Source organism: Marinitoga sp. 1138, from assembly GCF_013363265.1.
Lineage (GTDB): Bacteria > Thermotogota > Thermotogae > Petrotogales > Petrotogaceae > Marinitoga > Marinitoga piezophila.
In genome coordinates, this window is record NZ_LBFA01000023.1 from 21,025 (window position 1) to 44,064 (window position 23,040).

The window sequence follows — 23,040 nt, forward strand, 5'->3', positions numbered from 1 at the left end:
AATCACCTTCTAATTTTAAAATATAAATCAGGAAACTCTGTATCCATGAATAATATATCAGTTGAATCTTTGTCTATTTGTGTTTGGTTAGGAATATTTTCATATTCGAAAATATGAGGATTACTATCTTTGTTTAATAATTTGTTTGATTTATAATAGTAATCTGGAAATAGGAATTCATAATTTTGAATATTTTTTATATATCCTGATTTACTATATCTCAACTCTGAAATATTAAATTTTGTAGATAAAAACGTTGTTAATGAATCATTCTGTTTATTGCTTAATTCTAAATAATAATATGGGACATGTGCAAATGAATTATATGAATAATAATTTCCTAAAATCTTTCTGGCGGCTGGTATTGCGTGTGTTGTTGATAATAAGAATTTTCCATCAACTCTTGTGGATATAGTTATCTTTCCGTCAAATCCAGAAAACCAAACAGAGTTATCAGCCGTTCCTGTTTTTCCATAAAAATCTCTTTTAGACGCAAATAAATTTCTGGCAGTTCCTTCTTCAACAACCTCTTTTAATAGTTTGTTCATTGTATTATAAGAAGTATTAGAAATGGTTTTAATCTTTCTTTCAATTTTAGGTTGTCTTTTATAAATAACATTTCCGTTTTTATCCATAATTTCATCGATTATATAAATTTTAGGTATTAATCCAAAATTAGGGAATATTGTAAAAGCGCGAGCTATATTGTAGGTATTACTTTCAATAGTTCCAAGAGAAATAGTAATATCATCAGGATAATATGCGTCCATACCAATTTCATTTTTAAGAAAGTTTTCAACAATTTTTATTGATTCGGTTGGACTATTTCCAAGCTTTAGAAATAATTGTATTGAAGGTATATTAATAGAATGAATCAAAGCTTCTTTGAGAGATACACTGCCTCTAAATGTCTTTTCAAAATTTTTAGGAGCCCAATTTCCAATTTTTAAAGGTTCATCTATTAATTGAGTTTCCGGAGAAAAACCTTTTTCTATTGCCAGTAAATAATAAAAAGGTTTTATATTAGAACCGATTTGACGTTTTGATTTAAAAACATCATATTGGCTGCCAAAAAAAGAAATTATTTCTCCGGTTTTGTTATTTAATAAAATAGCATTTTTTGAAGCATCCCAGGTATCTTTTACTGTTTCAAATAAATCTCTATTAATAGTAGATTTAATAATATACCCACCATTTTTAATACCCAATCTATCGGCTTCTTCCTTTATTGCAAGAACAAGTTGTAAGTTATTATCATCAAAATCAGGTTTTTTAAAGGTCATTTCATTTAACAATTGAGTATAATTTTTATATTCTTCTTTTGATAAAAAATTATTTGTGAATAGTGAGTCAAGTATAATAAGTCCCTGTTTTTTTGCTTTTAATGGGTGTTTATAAGGATTATAGTATTCTGGTGCATTTAATATTCCAACGAGTACAGAAATTTCAGCCATATTTAAGTCTTTTAGTTCTTTATTATAGTATCTTTTGGCTGCAGCGCCAAATCCATTTATATCATTACCAAGATAAGCAGTATTTATATAAGCTTCAAGTATATCATTTTTTGTGTAATTTCTCTCAACCCAGAAAGAGATGAATATTTCTATAATTTTCCTGGTAATAACTTTTTTTCTTGTTAGATAAATATTCTTAACAATTTGTTGGGTTAAGGTACTTCCGCCATATGAAGTTCCGTGCAAAATATTTGTTATAATAGCTCTTGTAAACCCTTTTAAATTAAACCCCGGATGTCCATAAAAATCCCTATCTTCTGACCATAATAATATAAAAGTTAAATCTACGGGAATATCTTTAAACTCAATATACTTAAACTTAGGTGGAAATATTTCATTTCCGTCAGAAAAGAGATATGTATTATAATTATTGTTTATAGAAAAAATAGAACGTGATTTATATATAGAATAAGAGTATCCAAGTAGTATAATACTGATAAGTAATGAGACAATAACACCAGAAAAAAAATATTTCAAAGCATATTCCTCCATATTTAAAGACTTTTTAATAAAAGTAGTATATAATAAAAACGCTATTAATATTATATCATATTGGGAGTGGGAACTTGAAATATCTTTTGAGATTTAAGAAATCCGGGAAATCTGCTTATATTTCGCATAATGATACACTGGAAGAAATAGAACGTATCTTTAGACGTGCTAAAATAAAAATGGAATTTACAAAAGGTTTTCATTCAAAACCAAAAATGAGTATAGCCCAGGCTATTCCTCTGGGATATATAAATAGAAGCTTATATGTAACCCTTAATACAATAGAAGAATATGATTTTTCCAGATTAAATGATTTTATGTCAGAAGGATTTAGATTATTAGATTATAAAAAGGTGGAGGATAACTTTAAAATAAAAATAAAATATTACAGTTTCAGGGTTTATCTTTCCAGAAATTTGTTCGATAAATTTATTGAAGAATATAACAAAATGAAAGAGCGATTTATTGATTTTGAATATTATATAAACAAAAAAGGGATTTATGTGTTAAAATATAAACAGGAGTACAATAAAGTATATAATATATGGAAAACTTTTTCCGATACAAAAGAAGACTTTTTGTTTTATCCCATAGTATATGATGCGATTTGGGGGGAGAAAATTGAGTAAAAAAATCCTTATAGTAGATGATTCTGATGTGTTGAGAAAAATATTAAATTTTAATTTTAAAAAAGAAGGTTTTGAAGTTCACGAAGCAAGGGATGGTGAAGAAGGACTTCAAAAAATAAAAGAATTAAAACCTGATGCAGTATGTTTGGACATTATGATGCCCAAAATGGATGGTTTTACTGTTTTAAAAAAATTAAAAGAAGAAAATATATCCCTTCCAATACTTGTTCTTACAGCAAAAGGTGGGGAAGAAGATGAGGAATTAGCTCTTTCATTAGGAGCTTTTAAAGTTGCAACAAAACCATTTAGCCCTAAAAATATAGTGGATATAATAAAACAGGCGGTGGGGGGAAATGGATAAAAGTACCCAGTATGGACTTGAAATATATAACAAATTAAACGAAAAGCTGGCATATTATAAAAAAGAAGATCAACCCAAAGATTTAGAAGAAATAAAAAAACGTATAGAAGTTTTGATAGATGTGCTTTTTGAAGAAGGGGAAAGTTATAGAACGCAATTAGAGGAATTTTCGCTTCAACTTGAAGCACAGGTTGAAGAGTTATCCAAACTATATGAAGAATTAACCGCTGTTCTTGATATAGGTAAAATTTTAAATGAAACATTAGATCCACATGGTTCGATGGAAAGTATAATAAAAAGAATTAAAGATATAATAAGCTATAATGATATTATTGTGGGAGAATTTTCCGATTTTCCTCCACGAAAAGATTTTAGTATACTGCATGCTGATTTTACCATATTGGATTTTGAAAAAACAGTTCAAATAATAGATTACTTAAATGCCGAAGGTAAAATAAAACCTATAATTCTTGAAAAACATCCAATAACTCATGAAGAAGTACCTATAATGTTTATACCAATAGAATCCAGAATGAAAGTATGGGGATTCTTCCTTTTTTATGGTTCAAGTAAAGGATTATTTACAGCAGGTAATAGAAAAATAATGGAATCTGTTGCGGAACAAATAGCTTTTAGTTATGATACTTTAGATTTCTTAAACAAAAAAATTGAACAGGAAAAATTAGAAGAACAGTTGAGAATAGCTTCGGAGATTCAGCAATCATTACTTCCAAAAACTTTACCGGAATTTGAAAATGTGGATATTCATGCATTTTATAGACCAGCATATGATATAGGTGGAGATTATTATGATGTTGTAAAAATGGATGATGACAAGGCATTTTTAGTTCTTGCAGATGTTTCAGGTAAAAGCGTACCTGCAGCATTGATTATGACATCATTTAGATCTATTTTAAGGCACGAACTGGAGTCTAATAACGATCTAACAACTATAGTATATAAATTAAACAATTACATTTCAAAAGAAATTCCGCAGGATAGGTTTGTTACTGCAATATTCATTATTCTTGATTACAAAGAAAAGAAACTGGAAATGATAAATTGTGGGCATAATCCGACATTGATAATAAAAGACGGAGAATTACTTAGTTTTGAAGCTGAATATATGCCTGTTGGAATTATGGATGGTTTTTTCTTTGAAAGTCAAACATTAGAATATGAGAATGAAATTAATATAGCTATTTACACAGATGGTATAACTGAAGCAAGAAATATGGAAAAAGAAGAATTTGAATTAGAGAGACTCACGGAATTATTCGTTAAGTCGAGAGAATTAAGTTCTAAAGAAACGCTGGAACGAATTATAAAGAAACTCGATGAATTTGTTGGCGGGGCGCCACAACACGATGATACTACAATAATGATAGTTAAATCAAAAGTATAAGGAGGTTTTATTATGTCAGGTCACAACAAGTGGGCAAATATAAAGCATAGAAAAGCAGCTCAGGATGCAAAAAGGTCAAAGATCTTTACAAAATTAATCAGAGAATTAACAGTTGCTGCTAAAGAAGGTGGAGATGATCCAGAAGCAAATCCAAGATTGAGAACAGCTATTGAAAAAGCAAAAGATGCAAATATGCCAAAAGATAAGATTGAAGCTGCAATTAAAAAAGGTGCTGGAGGAACAGATGCAGATTCTTATGTAGAAATAATGTATGAAGGTTATGGTCCTGCAGGTGTAGCAATAATAATGAGAGCATTAACAGATAACAAAAACAGAACTGCTCAAGAAGTAAGACATATTCTTTCAAAAAATGGAGGAAGTCTTGCTGAAAGTGGAGCTGTTGCATGGAATTTTGAAAGAAAAGCTATGATTACAGTTCCAAAAGAAGAAGTAGCAGATCTTGACGAATTTATGATGGAAGCTTTAGATGCGGGAGCAGAAGATGTTATAGAAGACGAAACAATACAGGTAATAGCTGCACCAGAAGATATGGTTCAGGTAAGAGATACATTAAAAGATAAAGGCTTTACAGTGAAAGCATCATTAACATATATTCCTAAAAATACAGTAAAGATAGCAGGTAGCGATGCTGAAAAAATGTTAAAGTTAATAGATGCTCTTGAAGATAGCGATGATATTCAAGAAGTATTTGCAAATTTTGAAATTGATGATGAAGAAATGGAAAGATTAGCACAAAAAATGTAATTTCAATAATTCAGGGGCATCTATGCCCCTTTATTTTTAATAAAAATAAAATGAGGAGTCAAAATGAAAAGAATATCTGTTATAATAATAATGATAACATTAGGAATAATTACATTTTCAAAGAACATACAATTTACATATAAAAATAATGGTGATTTGAGAACAACATTTGACTTTACATTTGAAGCAACAGACTTATATGTTGCCGGGTTAAGTTTTTATATAGATTTAAAGGCTGAAAATTTTGAAAATAATATTGAAGTTTCTGAATTAAACAAAGTTTTAAAATATCTTGATTTCTCACAACCCGGTTTTAGTATAAAGTATAAATATAAAAATCCAAATTTTGATGATTATAATTATTTTAAATGGGCAAATGAATCGTTTATAATAACTTTCGAAAATGCGTTTTATAAATATCCAGTGGCATATGTAGTTTCAAATGGAATGTTGGGATTAAATTTGTATAATGGAAAAAACAACTTTTATTACTGGATAAATTCATCGAATTTTTCTGAATTAGCAATTGGATATTATTATAATGGATCTGAACTTAAAGTGGGTTTTTTTTCAAATTCAATTAATAAAAAATATAATTATGGAATTTTTTTAGTAGTTGGAAATACATGGATGATAGGTTTTTCAAAAGAAGAGATAGATGTAGAAATCATAAATAAAAATATAAATTTAAAATATACATTTTTGTCCAAAAATGAAAATAATATATACAGTGAATTTTTTAATATAAATTCTGGAAAATTTGAAATAAATATTCCAATAATAAAAGATAGAATATATTTTACAATACTGCCTAAAAAGGTTTATGGAATTACTTTTAATTTAGAAATGTAGGAGGAATAAGTATGAACGAAAAAAGCCTTTACACATCACCATATGATGACAACGAATATAAATGGCTATTGGACAACATAGCGAAACATTTTGAACTTGATTTAAGGGGTTATAAACAGCATAGGGTTAGAAGAAGAATAGACATGATTATGAGGAAATATTCTTATAAAGATTATAAAACATATTTCAATGACTTAAAAAAAGATCCTAAGAAATGGGATGAATTTCTTGATAAACTCACAATAAACGTTACAGAATTTTTCAGAAATCCAGAAAAATGGGAATATTTAAAGAAAAATGTTTTACCGCGTTTAATGAAAGAAAGTGGATCAAAAACCAAATTATGGAGTGCAGGTTGTTCAACAGGTGAAGAGCCGTACACATTATCCATAATACTTGAAGAATTAAAAGCGCCAAAAACCATAAAAGTTATGGCTACAGATCTTGATAAATTTGTTATTGCAAAAGCTAAAAGAGGAGTTTATTCTTCAAGATCGCTCGTGAATATTTCAGAAGATCTAAAGAATAAATACTTTAAAAAGGTTGGGCCTGATTCATATGAAGTATCTCCAATAATAAAATCAAGAGTTGTATTTAAACAACATAATTTATTAATGGATCCATTTGAAAAAAATCTTGATCTTATTGTATGTAGGAATGTTGTAATATATTTTGATATGGAAGCTAAAAATGGATTATATAAAAATTTTGCAGCTTCATTAAGAAAAGGTGGAGTGTTATTCGTTGGTTCAACAGAAAGAATTTTTAATTATAGAAGTCTTGGCCTCGAAGTAATTGAACCGTTCTTCTATCAAAAAGTGAGTGATTAAACTTGGACTGGTTAATACCTATAATCTTGTTTTTAGATCAAATTACAAAAGTACTTGCCAGAGAATATCTTATTGGAAAAAACATAGAGATAATAGGAGATTATATAACATTAACATATGTAACAAATACAGGAATGGCGTTTGGAATGTTAAAAGGCCATTCCTTTTATCTTGGATTAGTTTCAACGATAATTGTGACAATTATATATATTTATAGAAAAATTTATATGAATAATAACAAGTCGTTATTATTTGACATAGCCACGGTTTTTATTATAGGGGGAGCTATGGGAAACCTTTATGATAGAATAAGATTTGAATATGTTGTTGATATGTTTAGTGTAAAATACTTTTCAGTTTTTAATGTTGCTGACTCATTTGTTACAATTGGAGGTATTTTACTGGCAATATATTTTATAAAAAAGGAGAGAAATTATACGTGGAAGAAAACTTCCTGGTAACTAATAGAGAAGATGGGTGGAGACTTGATAAATTTGTAGTGGAAAAGGTTCCTGATTGGATATCAAGAACATATGTTCAAAAAGCTATTAAACAGGGGCAAATAATAGTAAATGGAGAACTGAAAAAACCATCATATAAAGTAAAAAATGGTGAAGTGGTTTCAATAGAAGTTCCAGATAAACCACCAACAATAGAGGTGTTACCTGAAAACATACCTTTAAATATTATATATGAAGACAAAGATATTATAGTAATAAATAAACCACCTTCAATGATAGTTCATCCAGTTGCAAATAAGGTTAGTGGAACACTTGTAAATGCTATACTTTATCATTGCAAAGATTTACAGGGAATAGGCGGAGAAATTAGACCGGGTATAGTTCATAGACTGGACAAAGATACCTCAGGTGCAATTGTAGTTGCTAAAAATGATAGAGCACATCAATCGCTAAGTGCTCAGTTTAAGGATAGAAAAACTAAAAAAACATATATAGCTTTGGTAAAAGGTATTTTAAAGAAAAAGCAGGGTGAAATAAATCAACCACTTGCGAGACATCCTCAAATAAGAATAAAAATGGCGGTTGTGCCGGGAGGAAAAGAATCAATTACGGTATATAAAATAATAAAAGAATTTGGAGATAAAGCGTCGCTTGCATGGATACACCTTAAAACAGGAAGGACGCATCAAATAAGAGTACATTTTAAATATATTGGGCATCCATTGTTTGGTGACGAAGTATATGGTAAAGCATATGAAGATTATAAATATGGAATAAAAAGACAGATGCTTCATGCATTAAAATTAGGTCTTTTTCATCCGAGAACCGGTGAATGGATGGAATTTGTGGCACCATTACCAGAAGATTTTAAAAAAGCTATTGTCAATATAGAAAAATTATAACAGAAAATTAACATACTCTTGTTATATATTAAAAGATATTGTCGTAAAATAAAGCGCGAGGTGTTATTTTATGTTAAATGATAAATTACATGACCAAAAATTAATATATGATCTTGATAAAATAGAAGAAAAAGAAGAATATACATTTGAAATAACATGGGAAAAATTAGATACACCAGAAGGTGTAGTGGATATAGTAAAACCTATAAAAATACAATTTGATATAACAAAAACATCTCAGGGATATATATTAAAAGGTAATCTAAAAACAACTGTAAAACTTGTCTGTTCAAGATGCTTAAAAGAATATGAGCAGGATATAAATGGTGAGATAGAAGCATATTATATAGACGATAGGCTTCAGGATATATTCACCAAAAATGAAAAATTGGAAACACTGGATAACATAATATTCTATTCTGATATGAAGGTTGATATAACCGATAGGATAATAGAAGCAATAATGATGGAAATTCCAGAAAAACCATTGTGTAAAGAAGATTGTAAAGGATTATGTCCAATATGCGGGATAGATTTAAACGAAAATCCAGATCATAAACATGAAGAGCAGTATATAGATCCAAGAATGGCTAAATTGCTTGATATATTTGGCGACGAAGAATAATAAAAATAAATAAATTTTAGGAGGGATTATAAATGGCTGTACCTAAGCAAAAAACATCAAGAGCAAGAACACACAGAAGAAGAGCAGCAAATTTATACAAAGCAGTAAAGGTTAATGTAGTAAAATGTCCAAACTGTGGCGAACCAAAACTCCCCCACAGAGTATGTTTAAACTGCGGATACTATAACGGAAAACAGATCTTAGAAATAGGAGAATAATAATGCCTGAAAAAGCCAGAATCGGCTTGGATTTATTTGGTGGAGATAACGCGCCCAACGCTACACTTGAGGGCGCGATTTTTGCATTAAAAAATAACTTTGTCGATTCTGTATACTTAATTGGGGGAGATCAAAGTTTAAAAGAAAAAATACCAGAAGAATTACATAAAAAATTTATATTTATAAAAGCAGAAAACACAGTTACCAATAATACCAAACCAACAGATGTATTAAAACTAAAAACAAGTTCTATTTATATAGGTAATGAAATGATGAAAAATGGTGAAATAGATGCATTTGTTAGTGCTGGAAGTACAGGCGCTTTATTGGCAGCGGGAACATTTGTTTGTGGTAGAATTAAGGGAATTGATAGACCAGCATTGGTAATACCATTACCTGGAAAAAAAGGAAAGGTAAGAGTTCTTGTTGATGGTGGAGCAAATGCAGAATTAAAACCAAAACATTTTGTTTCGTTGGCAAAAGAAGGAATTGCCTTTGCAAAGTTTCTGGGAATAGAAAATCCAAAAGTAAAAATATTAAATATAGGAACCGAAGAGGAAAAAGGAACAAAATTGGTTAAAGAAGTTTCAGAAATATTTAAAGAAGATTCAAAAATAGTATATGATGGATTTGTTGAAGGAAGAGACATTTTTGAAGAAAATGTAGATGTAATAGTTACAGATGGTTTTACAGGAAATACAGTTTTAAAAACAGTAGAAGGAACAGCATATTATATTCTTTCTGAATTAAAGGAAAAAATATCAAAAGGTGGATTTTTTGCAAAAATAGGTGCGTTATTAATGAAAAATGCATTAAAAGGCTTAAAATCCAGTCTTGACTATAGACAATACGGAGGAACCTTCTTCTTAGGGATTAACGGAATACTTGTAAAGGCACATGGTTCTTCTGATTCTGAGGCCATTGCAAATGCACTAAAAGTAGCTCAAAAAGCAGTGGAAGAAGATATAGTGTCAAAGATAAAGGAATTGTTATAGGAGGAATTAAAAATGTGTGGAATTGTGGGACTTGTAGGGAAAAAAGAAGCAAAAGTAAAGGATATAATAAATGGATTACAAAAATTAGAATATAGAGGATATGATTCTGCAGGAATAGCATTTTCAAATAATGGGAAGGTAGAGCTTGTTAAAAAAACAGGGAAAATAGAAAATCTAAGAAAAGAATTAAACTCTCAATTAGAAAAAGAAATAAATATAGGTATCGCACATACAAGGTGGGCTACGCATGGAGGAGTAACAGATGAAAATGCACATCCACATACAGATTGTACAGGAAAAATTTCATTGGTTCATAATGGAATAATAGAAAACTTTCAGGAATTAAGGGAAGAATTAAAAGAAAAAGGACATAAATTTAAATCAGAAACAGATACAGAAGTAATAGCGCATTTAGTCGAAGAATATTATGAGGGAGATTTATTTGAAGCGGTATTAAAAGCAATAAAAAGATTAGATGGGGCATATGCCATAGGAGTAATACATGCTGAAGAAAAGAAAATAGTATCAGTTAGAAAAGGAAGTCCGTTAGTAGTTGCACATAATGAAAATTATTCATTATTGGCATCAGACGTGACACCAATATTAAAATATACAAAAGACGTATATTTTATGAATGACAATGAAATGGCGGTATTAGAACCAGGAAAGATAGAATTTTATAACGTAAATGGTGAAAAAATAGAAAAGGAACCTGTACACATAGATTGGGATGAAGCAGCAGCAGAAAAAGGCGGATACGAACACTTTATGTTAAAAGAAATATTTGAACAACCAGAAGCATTAAAATCGGCAATAGCTGGAAGGATAAAAAATGGGAAACCAATAATATCAGAAATAAAAGAATTAGAAGAATTCATAAAAAAAGATTTAAAAAAGATATTCATAGTAGCCTGTGGGACAAGTTATCATGCAGGATTAGCATTTAAATACTTCATGAACAGATATTCAAAAATAGACGTGGATATAGAAGTAGCCTCAGAATTCAGGTACATGAATCCACATGTAAATGAAAATACATTAGTAATAGCAATATCCCAATCAGGAGAAACAATAGATACACTAGAAGGGATAAGAATAGCAAAAGAAAAAGGAAGTAAAGTAGTAACAATAAGCAATGTATTTGGATCAACAATACCAAGGGAATCACATGGTGCAATATACATGAATACTGGACCAGAAATAGGAGTAGCAGCAACAAAGACATATACAGCACAAATAGCAATATTATATGCATTGGGTGCAAAAATAATAGAAATAACAGAAGGATTAACAGAAGAAATAGAAAAAATATTATCAGATATAGAAAAAATGCCAGAAATATATGAAGAAGTATTAAAAAATGCAGAAAAAGTAAAAGAACTATCAAGAGAATATGTAAATTATCAGCACATGATGTATATAGGAAGAGGATTTGGATATCCAACAGCATTAGAAGGAGCGTTAAAACTCAAAGAAATCAGTTATATACATGCAGCGGGATATCAGGCAGGAGAATTAAAACATGGACCAATAGCATTATTAGATGAACAATTTCCAGTATTTGCAATAATACCCAAAGACTCATTATATGAAAAAATGAAATCAAACTTAATGGAATCAAGAGCAAGAAACGCAAATATAATAGCAATAACAACAGAAGGAAACGACGAAATAAAAGAACTTACAAATGAATATCTATTTGTACCAGAAGCAGAAGAAGCGTTATATCCATTAGTAATAGCGCCGATTATACAGTTATTCTCATATTATGTAGCAGTATTAAGGAAGTTAGATCCTGATAAACCAAGAAACCTTGCCAAAAGTGTTACAGTAGAGTAATGGAGGTGAAAATTAGTGAAGATAAAATCAGAAGAGGAAATTTTTGAATTGGCAAAAAAAATATATAAAGTAATTGATGAAAAAGACGGAATAAATATAAAAGTATTGGATATGAAAAACAGCCCTCTTCTTGTTGATTACTTTATAATTGCAACAGGAAATTCAGAAACACATTTAAATGCAATAAAAGAAGCTGTTGTTGAAGAGTTTAAGAAAAATGATCATCAATTATTATATTACGATAGAGATAGAATAACAGATTGGATTATAGTTGATGGCGGTAGCATAGTTGTTCATTTATTTAGTGAAAAAGCAAGAGAATTTTATGATTTAGAAGGATTATGGGTGGAATCAGAAAGAATTAAAATAGATTAACCTCGCACGCCGGGTATATGGTTTCCCCGGTGCCCTTAAAAGGGTCGGAAGCCAGAAAAACGGCGGAGGTAAAAACCAAAATGGAGGTGTTTTTAAATGGCAGTTATTAGCATGAAACAGTTATTAGAAGCAGGTGTTCACTTCGGTCACAGAACAAGAAGATGGAATCCTAAAATGAAACCTTATATTTTCACAGAAAGAAAAGGCATTTACATCATTGACTTACAAAAATCATTAAAGGCTGTAGAAGAAGCTTACGAATTTGTAAGAGATCAAGCAGCAGAAGGTAAGGTTATTATGTTCGTTGGTACAAAGAAACAGGCACAGCAAATTATTGCTGAAGAAGCAAAAAGAGCAGGAGCATACTACGTAAATAACAGATGGTTAGGTGGGTTATTAACAAACTTCCCAACAATCAAAAAGAGAATTAAAAAATTAGAAGAATTAGATGAATTTGTAAATTCAGAAGAATTTGAAAAATTACCTAAAAAAGAACAGAGTAAAATCAAGAAAACATACGAAAAACTTGACAAAAACCTTGGTGGTTTAAGAGGAATGAAAAGAATTCCTGACTTATTATTCTTAATCGATCCAAGAAAGGAACAAATTGCAGTTGCTGAAGCAAATATGTTAGGTATTCCTATCATTGCTTTAGTTGATACAAACTGTGATCCTGATCCAATAGATATAGTAATTCCAGGAAACGATGATGCAATTAGAGCAATAAAATTAATTTCTTCAAAAATTGCAGATGCATACATCGAAGGAAGAGAAGGAAGAATGGGAGAAGAAGCTGCAGCAGAAGCAGCAGAAGAAGAAGTTGTAGATGCAGTAGAAGAAGTAACAAAAGCTAAAGTAGAAGCAGAAGAAAAATACGGAGATGTTGTTGAAGAAGAAGAGTAATAATAACAATTAACATAAATCCCGAGAATATTTTATTCTCGGGATTTTTTATATTATATACATAAACTGAATATTCATGATATAATATTAGTTGATTAAATGAAAAATAAATGAGTTAATAATAAAATAAAGAGGTGAAAAATGGCCAAAATTATTTTAATTACAGGCGGAGCTCGTAGTGGAAAAAGTACATTTGCGCAGGAAATAATAAGCAAAAAATATAAAAATATCTTATATATAGCCACTGCAATACCTTTTGATGCAGGAATGAAAGATAGAATAAAAAAACATCAGGAAATGAGGTCAAAAACATGGAAAACAATAGAACAATACAAAAACTTTGAAAATATTGAGAGAAAACCAGAATTCTTAAATGCAAATGGGATTATTTTTGAATGCATTACTCTAATGATAACCAATATTTTAATGGATGAAAAGATAGATTTTGAAAACATTGACTATAAAAAGCTTGAAAATATAGAAGAAAAGATTATAAAAGAAGTTGAGGTTATATTGGATTTAGTGAGAAAATATAATAAATATATAGTAATAGTAACAAATGAAGTGGGAATGGGTATAGTCCCGGCATATATGTCTGGAAATATTTTCAGAGATATTGCAGGAAGAGTGAATCAATATATAGCCAAAAGAGCAGATGAAGTATATATCACTATTTCAGGTATACCACTTAAATTAAAATAGGGGTGTAAAAATGAAAGATATTATGAAAGGGATAATTCTTATAATAACCTTTTTTACAAGAATACCAATAAAATATGAATTTGAATTTTCTGAAAAGTACTTTAAAAAGGGAATAATATTTTTTCCAATTGTAGGATTATTTATAGGTATAATGATGTTTTTGATATTAAGACTATCAAATTATCTAGATAAAAGTATAGTGATATTTTTTACATGGATTTTTTATATATGGATTACAGGTGGAATACATCTTGATGGTGTTGCAGATAGTTTTGATGGGCTGTTTAGCAATAGAAAAAAAGAAAGAATTCTTGAAATTATGAAAGACAGTAGAATAGGAACATTTGGAGTGATTGGGCTATTAATTGTTTTGGGATTTGAAATCCTTATGAGTTATTATTCAACATATTCTGTAATTATAATGCCTATGGTTAGTAGAAGTGTGCTTATATTTATATCCTCAATAACAACATATGCAGGCAAAAAAGATGGATTAGGAAATATTTTTATAGACAATTGTGATTTAAAAAAATCCATAATTTCATTTTTAATGGTAATTTTAGTAGCTGTTTTTTTAAACATAAAATTAATTTTTGCCGTTATAGGAACATACATATTTTCGTATATGATTTTAAAGTATATCGAAAAAAGAATAAACGGAATAACAGGAGATATAGCAGGATTAATTATAGAATCATCTCAAGGAATATATTTATTTTTATCATATATAATTTTATTAGGAGTAAATTAATGAAATTATTATTGCTAAGACATCCAGAAACAGTAGCAAATATAAAAGGTATATTTAATGGTTGGAAAGATTATCCATTAACTGAAAAAGGGAAATTACAGATGAAAAATATAGTAAAAGAATTGGAAAAAATACCTGTTGATAGGGTATTTACCAGCCCATTGCCAAGAGCATATAATCTTGCAAAAACAATTGCTGAACAGAAAGGAATTAAAATAAGAGTATATGAAGAGTTAAGAGAAATTAATTTTGGAAATTTTGAAGGCAAAACCTTTCAGGAAATAGAAAAAGAATTTCCTGATGAATGTAAACAATGGTTGGATAATTATAAAACCTTTAAATTTCCTGAAGGTGAGAGTTTTGAAGATTTTAATGAAAGAATTTCTTATTTCCTGAAAAGCATCGAAAAAGGTGCAAATAAGACATATCTAATAGTTACTCATCTTGGTGTAATTAGAGTAATATTAACAAAAATATATAATTGGGATATTGATAAAATGTGGGAGATACAATGTGAAAATGGAAAATATATAGAGGTGAATATAAAATGAAAATAAAAAAATTTAGAGATTTAACTATTATTGATATGGAAAATAAAAAACTTGTAATAGCCTGCGATTCTTCAGGGGCAGTAGGTGATAAAGAATTTGATATAGTAAAAACAGAACCTGAAATAGTTGGATATTATGCTACTCATGTTGCAATGGCTGAAATTATTTCTTATGGCGCTAAACCAATAGTTGTAGTTAATACTCTTTCTGTTGAAATGAATAATACAGGAAAAAAGATTATAAATGGAATAAAAAAATTATTAAAGGAAATAAATATTGAAGAAAATATTATAACAGGCAGTACCGAAGAAAATTTTCCTACCGTTCAAACCGGAATAGGTGTGACAATTATAGGAATTGCCAATAAAGGTATAGAATTTGTATCAAATAAAAATGATTATTGCGTTGCAATTGGAATTCCGCGTGTTGGAGAAGAAGTGCTAAAAAGTAGGGATATTGTGACAATCAAAGATATATTAAAAATAAGAAATCTGGAATTTGTGCATGAGATGATACCAGTTGGTTCAAAAGGAATAACTCATGAAATAAAGGAAATTGAAAAATCAGGGAAATACAAATTTGTTTTTAATAAAAACATAAAAATAGATTTATCAAAAAGCGCAGGACCTTCGACATGTGTGCTGGTTACATTAAAAAAAGAAAATATTCCAGAATTAAAAAAAGCTATAAGTCTTCCAGTTGTTGAAATAGGAAAGTTAGTGTAAATAATTCCACATAAAAACCGGTTGTGATAAAACCGGTTTTTATGTATTATGACAGAATAAAAAGAAATAAAATAATTTTATTCCAATAAATGACAGAATATCAGAAAAAGTTTTTAAAAATATTTTTTATATATTATAGTAATTGTGGAGGTGATAAAATGAAGCCTAAGTGGTTATTGATTATAATATTTTTATTATCACTTATCGTATTTGGAGGAAGCAGTGGATTTTATTTGGGAATGTCGTATATTCCTGTATCAGAAATAAAAAGTCCTGATAATTCAATTGATTTACATGATGGAGTATTATATCCTTTGTATGGTTTTAGGATGAATGTAGATAAATTTTATTTTGGTATTGAAGGAACTATGAATATGGAAAATAATACCAATAGTCTTCAAATATCTTATGAAGGAGGAAAAGTTGGATATATTTTTAATATATTTAACAAAATAGGAGTGGATCTTGGGATATTAGGAGGACATTACACTCAAAGTTTTCTAAAAGTAGTTGATGGTGGGAAGACATTAGAAGATTTTAAAAATAATACTGCTATTCATTATATAAAGCTTTCGAAAGATTATTATATATTATCTCCATCAATGGGAATGCATATTTATTTTACAAAACATTTTGGATTATTTTTAAAGGGAGCATATAATTTTGGATATTCTCAATCTGGATGGTATTTTGAAGATGATCCTTCATTGTATATAGTAAGAGATAGCAGTGAAACGAATAACTTTTTAAAATGGTATGATATTTCTGTCTTTCTTGAAATTGGTTCCTTATATTAAGGAGGGAACAAAATGAATATCAGAGAATATTGGTTTTTATTTCCGATAACAGCATTAATATTAATGATTTTCTCTTTTAATCTGGAAAATTATAATGTGAGTTCTCAGGTAATACAACCGAATAAATCAATTGAAATTAATGGAATAGATATTATAAAGATTAATTATCCAGCGGTTAGGATAAAATTTGATCCCGAAAGTAATAAAATATATTTTTCAGATAAAATAATACTTGTGAAAAAAGAAAATATGGTTGAAGTAAGAAGTAGTAACCCGTCATTATTTGGAAGTCAGAACATTATTGAAATTGTTATCGGGACTAAAAAAAGATATAAAAATGTAATTATAGATACAGCTTCAGCAGAGATATATGGAAAGTTAAATACAGAATTTTTTGATATTGATTCTATGAACATCAAATTTCGAGATTTTGAAATTAATAACAATACAGAATTTAAAGTGGATGGAACAAGCGTTTCTATAATCAACAGTTATATTAAAACCAAAAAGATATATATGGATACAACATCTTTAAAATTTTTAAATACTCTAATAACAGCTGATTTAATAGATCTTGATGGAACAACTATTAGTGTTGAAGGGGAAATAAATGTACATGAATTATATATAGATGGAACAAGTGTTAAACTTAACTTTAAATGTAAAAATTTAAAAAATATAAAAATTTCATCAACAACACTTAGTGGTGAAATATATTATCTTGATATGTGGGATGGAATTCGTAGATTAGAAAGTAATGAAATTTCAAATAATTTAATTATATATGTAAAAAAAGAAAATCCCGGAATAATTGATTTCAAGGGAAAAATAAAAAAATATTAAAGAGGTGAATCCTATGAAAAAAAATATAATAATTTTAATGATGATTCTTTCTACCAGTATAATTTTCGCATTTAATTTTGGTTGGGGAGGTTCCCAGATACAGTTTATTCCAGAAAGCTCGTTGCAACAATTAATACCTTTAAATGATTTAAAAATTAATGGAGGAATGGTATTATATGGTGGCAGTGGTGCAGGAAGAATTGCAAATGGAATTTATATTGGAGGCCAGGGTGAATCTGGTAGTTTAAGAACAGGCGAATATGAAATTAGTATAAATCAGGGTTTCTTTATGTTCGGAACACATTTAAATCCATTTAAAATATTATCTTTTGAAGTTGGTCTGGGATTTGGTGGAAGCGAAATAGCAATAAAAAAATTTGTTGATGGAGATGCAAATACTATAGATGATTTCGTAAATTCACCTCAAAAAGTGCCTTATATAGTATCTTTAAATACAGATATGTTTGCATTAAATACACAGGCTAAAATATATTTAAATCTTGCTGAATTTTTTAGTATAATAGTACATGGTAATTTTATATATGGCTTTTCATCAGATGGCTGGAAAATAGAAAATACATATAATTTAAAAGATACATTACCAACTAATTATTATTATTACACAATAGGTGCAGGTGTAATGTGGGGATTTTAAAAGGGGATGGATAAGTGAAAAATAAAAATATTTATATATTTTTAATTATATATCTGATAAATATTATTACCTTTTCAACTCCAATTGAAAAAGAGTTTGAAAAAATAGAAAATAATCTTAAAAGTAATCCTTTTAAAAAAGAATACATAAAGGATCTGGAAGATTTTTACATAAAGAATTTTAATGATTTAAATATATCACTAATAGATAAATTGCTTGAGTTAAACAGTGAAATAATAGATACCTGTTCATACGCTATTTTAAAAGAAATCAGGGGAAGCTTATTGGTAAAAAAAGCAAAATATGAATGGTTCTTACCTTTAAAATATTATTATATATATACCGGGATGCTTGAAATGAAACATGTAATAGAAGAGGATTTTGATAATTTAACATATAGATATATTCGTGCAAAAACAGCATATGATATATCCGAATATAATTTTGCACATGAAATTTCATTAAAAGATTTTGAATACATATATTTAAGAGTTCAGGAAAAGAAAGAATTTTTAAAAAGGTATGACTTTGGAGAAGTACTATATAAATTGGGAATATTATATAAAAAAGTTTCTCCTATAAAATCTCAAAAATATTTTAACGAATTAAAAGAGTATAAAAATTCTATATATTATAAAAGGGTGTATGATGAAAAATAGACGATTATTGAAGGTTTTGTTGATAACACAATTAATAGCCTTATCAATTACATATTTTATATATCTTTATACGCCATATTTTAATATACAAATTAGTCTGATTATTACGGAATTATTTGTTACAACTATAGGTGTAATATACTATATCTCAACAGAAATGTTGTTTCATACAGTAAAAATAGAAATAAAATTTTTAAGACGTATAATAAAAATTCTTATTTTTGTATTTAGCTTTTTTTCAGGGGTATTTATTGCTGAAGACCTCATTTCAAGATTGCTATCATATACTTTTTTTTCTACGGAGAAGTATGTTCTTTTAATATATAGCATAATTGTATTGATATTAACTTTACTTTTGATAATAATATATTATAAGCTTAAAAATAAGATAGAGGAAAATGAAAAGTTAAAACAGGAAAAGTTAAAAGCTGAATTAAAAGCATTGCGTTCAAAGCTAAATCCGCATTTTTTATTTAACACGTTAAATACCATAATTGATCTTGCGTACACATCACCAGAAAAGGTTGAACAGGTGGTGATAAACCTTTCAGATATATATAGAAAGGTATTATATTCATCAGATAAGGATTTTTGTACAGTAGAGGAAGAAATATCTTTGATAAAAGAATATCTTGAAATTGAAAAAATTAGATTTGGAAGTCGATTAAAATGTAATTTTGAAATTTCAAAAGAAACATTAAAATTAAAAATTCCTCCATTTATTCTGGAACCTTTTGTTGAAAACGCGGTTATTCATGGAATATCTCCAAAAAAAGAAGGAGGAATCATAACAATAAAAACATACTTAGAAAAAAATACGCTTTTTCTTGAAATTTGGGATAATGGTTCAGGAACACATAAAAATATTCAGTATGGTTTTGGAATAAACAGCGTAATAGAGCGATTAAATCTTATATATAAAAATAATGCTGAAGTAAAAATATTAAAAAATAAACCTTCTGGCGTAAAAGTGATTATTTTAATAAAAAATATAAAGGGGAATGAACAATGATAAAATGTGTTATAATTGAAGATGAAATTCATGCTTCAAATAGGCTTGAAAAGATGTTGGGAAATTTTGAAGATATACAGATATGCGGTAAAGCATTTGATGGAGATGAAGGCGTTGAACTTATCGAAAAAGAAAGACCAGAACTTGTATTTTTAGATATAAATCTTCCTGGAAAAAATGGATTTGAAGTTTTAAAATCCATTTCCTATGAACCATTTGTGATATTTATAACGGCATATCAGGAATATGCTATAAAAGCATTTGAAGAAAATGCTATAGATTATTTATTAAAACCATTTGATTTAAAAAGATTAAAAAGCTCAATTGAAAGAATATATGAACGAAAACCAAGAATTAAAAAAGAAAAAATTGTTGAAATCGATGAATTCATAAATAAAAAAGCGAACTACCAGAAGATTTTTACAGTAAAAGATAATGATGAAATACTGGTAATACCGGAAAAGGATATAGTATATTTTAAAGCGGAAGAAAAATACGTCTTTTTATGCACCAAAAATAAGGAATATTATTACAACAGAACATTAAAGCAACTAGAAAGTGAAATAGATCCAGAAGTATTTATAAGAATACATAAAAGCTATATAGTTTCAATAAATTATATAAAAAAATTCAAACGATTATTTATAAGAGAATATATCGTTGAATTAAATGATTTAAAAAACACAGAGTTAAAGATAGGAAGAAGCTATTTGCATGAATTAAAAGAAAAATTTGGATTTTAATAAATTCTGGGGGTGTAATTAGTGATAAGAGCAAAAAACTTAGTAAAAAAATTTGGAGATTTTACAGCAGTTGATAATGTAAGTCTTAATATTAAACCAGGAGAAATTTATGGATTTCTTGGACCAAATGGAGCAGGAAAAACAACAACTATAAGAATGCTAACAGGTACTTTAAGACCTACAAGTGGTGAAGTTGAAATATTGAACATGAACATGAAAGAAAAAGAAATTGAAATAAAAGCAAATATAGGAGTAGTTCCAGATGAACCAAGAATGTACGAAAATCTTAGAGGAACAGAATTTATAGAATTCATAATGAATATATATGAAGTGGATAAAACAGAAGCAAAAAAAAGATTTGACGAAATATGTGAAATATTTGAAATAAATTATCTCGATTCATTTATAGGAGATTATTCACATGGTATGAAACAAAAATTAATGGTGGCTTCTGTATTAATGAGAAAACCGAAAGTAATATTCCTTGATGAGCCTACAGTTGGACTTGACGCAAAATCGGCAAAACTTTTAAAAATGTTAATAGAAAAGTATGCTAAAGAAGGTGCAACCATATTTATGACAACACATATTTTAGAAATAGCAGAGAAAATGTGTGATAGAATAGGGATTATCTCAAAAGGAAAACTTATAGCCGAAGGTACATTGGAAGAATTAAAGCATTTATCTGAAACAGATGAAAAACAATCACTTGAAGATTTATTCCTCGAATTAACTGGTGCTGGGGAATTGGATGACATAATAAAAGAGCTATAATGGGGTGAAAAAATGAAAAGCAAAATATGGTTAATATTAAAATATTCATATCAAAATAAAGTAAGACCCAGAAAAAATAAAAAAGGTATTATTAAAAGAAGAGGACCATGGAGCGCATTACTTGCATATTTATTCCCGCCAATATTATTTGGTGGAATGCTTGCTCCAATATTTTATATGATGTTTAAAAGTTTAAATTTTCCTCTATCTGAACTTGGAATAGAAACTACATGGAATTTATTAGACCTTATATTTGGTGGCTGGTTTCTTACAATGGGATTTATGTTTGTTTTAAATTACGCTCCTGCAATAGTTGCGAATCTCTTTGAAAGTGAAATTACTCAGCTATTACTGGTAATGCCGGTAAGAAGATTTGAGATATATGTAGCCAGTGCTGTAGATAGTTTTATAATGGCTGGAATTCCAATAGGTATGATGATACCTGTATTTGTTATATATGCCATATTAAGAGAAACAAATATCTTTTTTACAATTTTATCTGGTATTGGGTATATATTATTGTTGCTTTTTATTGCAAATTTGTTTGGTTCCATACTATCAAGATATCTTACAAAAACCTCAGCTAAAAGATGGACAATGATAATGTATTTTATAAATATCTTCTTATATGTAGGTGGCGTTAATATGATGCCATCAATAGGTGTTGGAAGGGATATGAATTACTTTGTGGATGTTATTAAAAAGATACTGAATATTATTTTAAATGATTTCTGGCCTCATACATGGTTCTTAAAAGCTATGAATGGAGATTTAATATCAATGGCTATATTATATGGGGCTACATTTATATTGGGCTACTTTATCTATAAAATTTCAGATAAAATAGAATTTAGTTCTTCAAATAAATCAAAAAAGAAAAAGAAAAGTGTAGAAATAAATTTCAAACATTCAAAATTTCCAATGTTCAAAAAGGATTTCAAATTGTTATTTAGAGATTCACAGACATTCTTTTTAATTTTATATCCTATCTTTTTGCCACTAATAATGATTTTTACATCTGATTCTCTTGAAATGATAGGAACAATATTTATAATGCTATCTGGAATGTACGCAGCAATGATTGCTATTTATGCGTTATCTTATGAAGGAAAAATTTGGCCAAATCCCAAATTATATCCTTTAAAATCTCAGGAATTAGTTTTTTCGAAAGTTGCTATACCGGTAATAATTTTTGTTCTGGAATATATAGCTCTGGCGATTATTATAATAACAATGGAAAAATCATCTACTATAATATTTTATAGCGTATTTCCAATAACCTTAATTCTAATATATTCGTCAATACTTGGTATAAAACTTTATTTATCTAACCCAAAAAGAGATTTGTCTCAAAAAAATATATTAAATGGGAAAGAAGTCTTTATGCTTGAAGGTATAACACTGGGATTAACAATGGGAATTTTTGTTCTTGGAAATCTTTATATTGCATCATTAAAAAACCCTTCAATGAAAGATAAATTTATAGACTGGCTTTTTGATTCGCCATTTTTATATCATTTTATAGGCGCCGGGATACCAATATTTCTACTCTGCCTTACAATATATCTAATTGTAAAGGAAACAAAGAAAATTCACAAGTTACTTATTTCATGGGAATAAAAAAATTTGAGAAGTTAAAAATAACCCTTCCAGAAATTCTGG

27 protein-coding genes are annotated in these 23,040 nt (G+C 28.4%); 26 read left to right on the plus strand and 1 reads right to left on the minus strand.

Going from position 1 to position 23,040, the window contains the following annotated elements; genetic code table 11:
• Nucleotides 1-2 precede the first annotated feature (2 nt).
• On the minus strand, nt 3-1,991 hold the full coding sequence (locus XO11_RS07980) for a transglycosylase domain-containing protein (protein ID WP_014297090.1): 1,989 nt from the start codon (nt 1,989-1,991) through the stop codon (nt 3-5).
• An 89-nt stretch (nt 1,992-2,080) separates the two neighbouring features.
• Between XO11_RS07980 and XO11_RS07985 the strand changes: the two genes are divergently transcribed.
• The 26 genes from XO11_RS07985 (at nt 2,081) to XO11_RS08110 (ending at nt 22,998) form a co-directional block, all read left to right on the plus strand.
• Nucleotides 2,081-2,635 (plus strand): TIGR03936 family radical SAM-associated protein, encoded by a 555-nt coding sequence (locus tag XO11_RS07985; RefSeq protein ID WP_014297091.1) that lies wholly within the window; start codon nt 2,081-2,083, stop codon nt 2,633-2,635.
• Complete coding sequence (locus XO11_RS07990) at nt 2,628-2,996, plus strand: response regulator transcription factor (RefSeq protein WP_014297092.1); 369 nt, start codon at nt 2,628-2,630, stop codon at nt 2,994-2,996. The genes XO11_RS07985 and XO11_RS07990 overlap by 8 nt, the downstream gene beginning before the upstream one ends.
• A complete protein-coding gene (locus XO11_RS07995) occupies nt 2,989-4,401 on the plus strand; it encodes a PP2C family protein-serine/threonine phosphatase (RefSeq protein ID WP_014297093.1) in 1,413 nt (470 codons plus the stop codon). Before XO11_RS07990 ends, XO11_RS07995 begins: the two co-directional genes overlap by 8 nt.
• Before the next feature lie 12 nt (nt 4,402-4,413).
• Nucleotides 4,414-5,166 (plus strand): YebC/PmpR family DNA-binding transcriptional regulator, encoded by a 753-nt coding sequence (locus XO11_RS08000; RefSeq protein WP_014297094.1) that lies wholly within the window; start codon nt 4,414-4,416, stop codon nt 5,164-5,166.
• A gap of 63 nt (nt 5,167-5,229) precedes the next feature.
• Nucleotides 5,230-6,018, plus strand: a complete 789-nt coding sequence (locus tag XO11_RS08005; RefSeq protein WP_175418469.1) for a hypothetical protein — start codon at nt 5,230-5,232, stop codon at nt 6,016-6,018.
• A gap of 11 nt (nt 6,019-6,029) precedes the next feature.
• Nucleotides 6,030-6,848 carry a protein-glutamate O-methyltransferase CheR gene (locus XO11_RS08010; protein WP_014297096.1) on the plus strand — a complete coding sequence of 273 codons (819 nt, stop codon included), beginning with the start codon at nt 6,030-6,032 and terminating at the stop codon, nt 6,846-6,848.
• 2 nt (nt 6,849-6,850) lie between these two features.
• Nucleotides 6,851-7,309 carry a signal peptidase II gene (gene lspA, locus XO11_RS08015; RefSeq protein ID WP_014297097.1) on the plus strand — a complete coding sequence of 153 codons (459 nt, stop codon included), beginning with the start codon at nt 6,851-6,853 and terminating at the stop codon, nt 7,307-7,309.
• A complete protein-coding gene (locus tag XO11_RS08020; protein WP_014297098.1) occupies nt 7,288-8,211 on the plus strand; it encodes an RluA family pseudouridine synthase in 924 nt (307 codons plus the stop codon). Before lspA ends, XO11_RS08020 begins: the two co-directional genes overlap by 22 nt.
• A gap of 70 nt (nt 8,212-8,281) precedes the next feature.
• The gene (locus XO11_RS08025; RefSeq protein ID WP_014297099.1) at nt 8,282-8,836 is read left to right on the plus strand and encodes a DUF177 domain-containing protein; all 555 of its coding nucleotides are present in this window, start codon (nt 8,282-8,284) and stop codon (nt 8,834-8,836) included.
• Nucleotides 8,837-8,868: 32 nt separating this feature from the next.
• On the plus strand, nt 8,869-9,054 hold the full coding sequence (rpmF, locus tag XO11_RS08030) for a 50S ribosomal protein L32 (RefSeq protein WP_014297100.1): 186 nt from the start codon (nt 8,869-8,871) through the stop codon (nt 9,052-9,054).
• 2 nt (nt 9,055-9,056) lie between these two features.
• Nucleotides 9,057-10,049, plus strand: a complete 993-nt coding sequence (gene plsX / locus XO11_RS08035) for a phosphate acyltransferase PlsX (RefSeq protein ID WP_014297101.1) — start codon at nt 9,057-9,059, stop codon at nt 10,047-10,049.
• A 12-nt stretch (nt 10,050-10,061) separates the two neighbouring features.
• Nucleotides 10,062-11,888 (plus strand): glutamine--fructose-6-phosphate transaminase (isomerizing), encoded by a 1,827-nt coding sequence (glmS, locus tag XO11_RS08040; RefSeq protein ID WP_014297102.1) that lies wholly within the window; start codon nt 10,062-10,064, stop codon nt 11,886-11,888.
• A gap of 15 nt (nt 11,889-11,903) precedes the next feature.
• Nucleotides 11,904-12,263: a ribosome silencing factor gene (gene rsfS / locus XO11_RS08045; RefSeq protein ID WP_014297103.1), complete on the plus strand. Its 360-nt coding sequence runs from the start codon at nt 11,904-11,906 to the stop codon at nt 12,261-12,263.
• A 96-nt stretch (nt 12,264-12,359) separates the two neighbouring features.
• Nucleotides 12,360-13,166, plus strand: a complete 807-nt coding sequence (rpsB, locus tag XO11_RS08050) for a 30S ribosomal protein S2 (RefSeq protein WP_014297104.1) — start codon at nt 12,360-12,362, stop codon at nt 13,164-13,166.
• A gap of 141 nt (nt 13,167-13,307) precedes the next feature.
• Nucleotides 13,308-13,868 carry a bifunctional adenosylcobinamide kinase/adenosylcobinamide-phosphate guanylyltransferase gene (cobU, locus tag XO11_RS08055; RefSeq protein WP_014297105.1) on the plus strand — a complete coding sequence of 187 codons (561 nt, stop codon included), beginning with the start codon at nt 13,308-13,310 and terminating at the stop codon, nt 13,866-13,868.
• A gap of 10 nt (nt 13,869-13,878) precedes the next feature.
• A complete protein-coding gene (cobS, locus tag XO11_RS08060) occupies nt 13,879-14,619 on the plus strand; it encodes an adenosylcobinamide-GDP ribazoletransferase (RefSeq protein ID WP_175418470.1) in 741 nt (246 codons plus the stop codon).
• Nucleotides 14,619-15,170, plus strand: coding sequence for an alpha-ribazole phosphatase (gene cobC / locus XO11_RS08065; RefSeq protein WP_175418471.1), 552 nt, complete (start codon nt 14,619-14,621; stop codon nt 15,168-15,170). Before cobS ends, cobC begins: the two co-directional genes overlap by 1 nt.
• Complete coding sequence (locus XO11_RS08070; protein WP_075780690.1) at nt 15,167-15,895, plus strand: AIR synthase related protein; 729 nt, start codon at nt 15,167-15,169, stop codon at nt 15,893-15,895. Before cobC ends, XO11_RS08070 begins: the two co-directional genes overlap by 4 nt.
• Before the next feature lie 158 nt (nt 15,896-16,053).
• Nucleotides 16,054-16,692 carry a hypothetical protein gene (locus tag XO11_RS08075; RefSeq protein ID WP_014297109.1) on the plus strand — a complete coding sequence of 213 codons (639 nt, stop codon included), beginning with the start codon at nt 16,054-16,056 and terminating at the stop codon, nt 16,690-16,692.
• 12 nt (nt 16,693-16,704) lie between these two features.
• Nucleotides 16,705-17,535 carry a hypothetical protein gene (locus tag XO11_RS08080; protein WP_014297110.1) on the plus strand — a complete coding sequence of 277 codons (831 nt, stop codon included), beginning with the start codon at nt 16,705-16,707 and terminating at the stop codon, nt 17,533-17,535.
• Between the two features lie 13 nt (nt 17,536-17,548).
• The gene (locus tag XO11_RS08085) at nt 17,549-18,190 is read left to right on the plus strand and encodes a hypothetical protein (RefSeq protein WP_014297111.1); all 642 of its coding nucleotides are present in this window, start codon (nt 17,549-17,551) and stop codon (nt 18,188-18,190) included.
• Between the two features lie 14 nt (nt 18,191-18,204).
• On the plus strand, nt 18,205-18,849 hold the full coding sequence (locus tag XO11_RS08090) for a hypothetical protein (protein WP_014297112.1): 645 nt from the start codon (nt 18,205-18,207) through the stop codon (nt 18,847-18,849).
• Complete coding sequence (locus XO11_RS08095) at nt 18,839-19,861, plus strand: sensor histidine kinase (protein WP_014297113.1); 1,023 nt, start codon at nt 18,839-18,841, stop codon at nt 19,859-19,861. Before XO11_RS08090 ends, XO11_RS08095 begins: the two co-directional genes overlap by 11 nt.
• Nucleotides 19,858-20,604: a LytTR family DNA-binding domain-containing protein gene (locus XO11_RS08100; protein ID WP_014297114.1), complete on the plus strand. Its 747-nt coding sequence runs from the start codon at nt 19,858-19,860 to the stop codon at nt 20,602-20,604. Before XO11_RS08095 ends, XO11_RS08100 begins: the two co-directional genes overlap by 4 nt.
• A gap of 21 nt (nt 20,605-20,625) precedes the next feature.
• Complete coding sequence (locus XO11_RS10660) at nt 20,626-21,378, plus strand: ABC transporter ATP-binding protein (protein ID WP_014297115.1); 753 nt, start codon at nt 20,626-20,628, stop codon at nt 21,376-21,378.
• Nucleotides 21,379-21,390: 12 nt separating this feature from the next.
• Nucleotides 21,391-22,998: a hypothetical protein gene (locus XO11_RS08110; protein WP_075780693.1), complete on the plus strand. Its 1,608-nt coding sequence runs from the start codon at nt 21,391-21,393 to the stop codon at nt 22,996-22,998.
• The last annotated feature ends 42 nt before the right edge of the window (nt 22,999-23,040 follow it).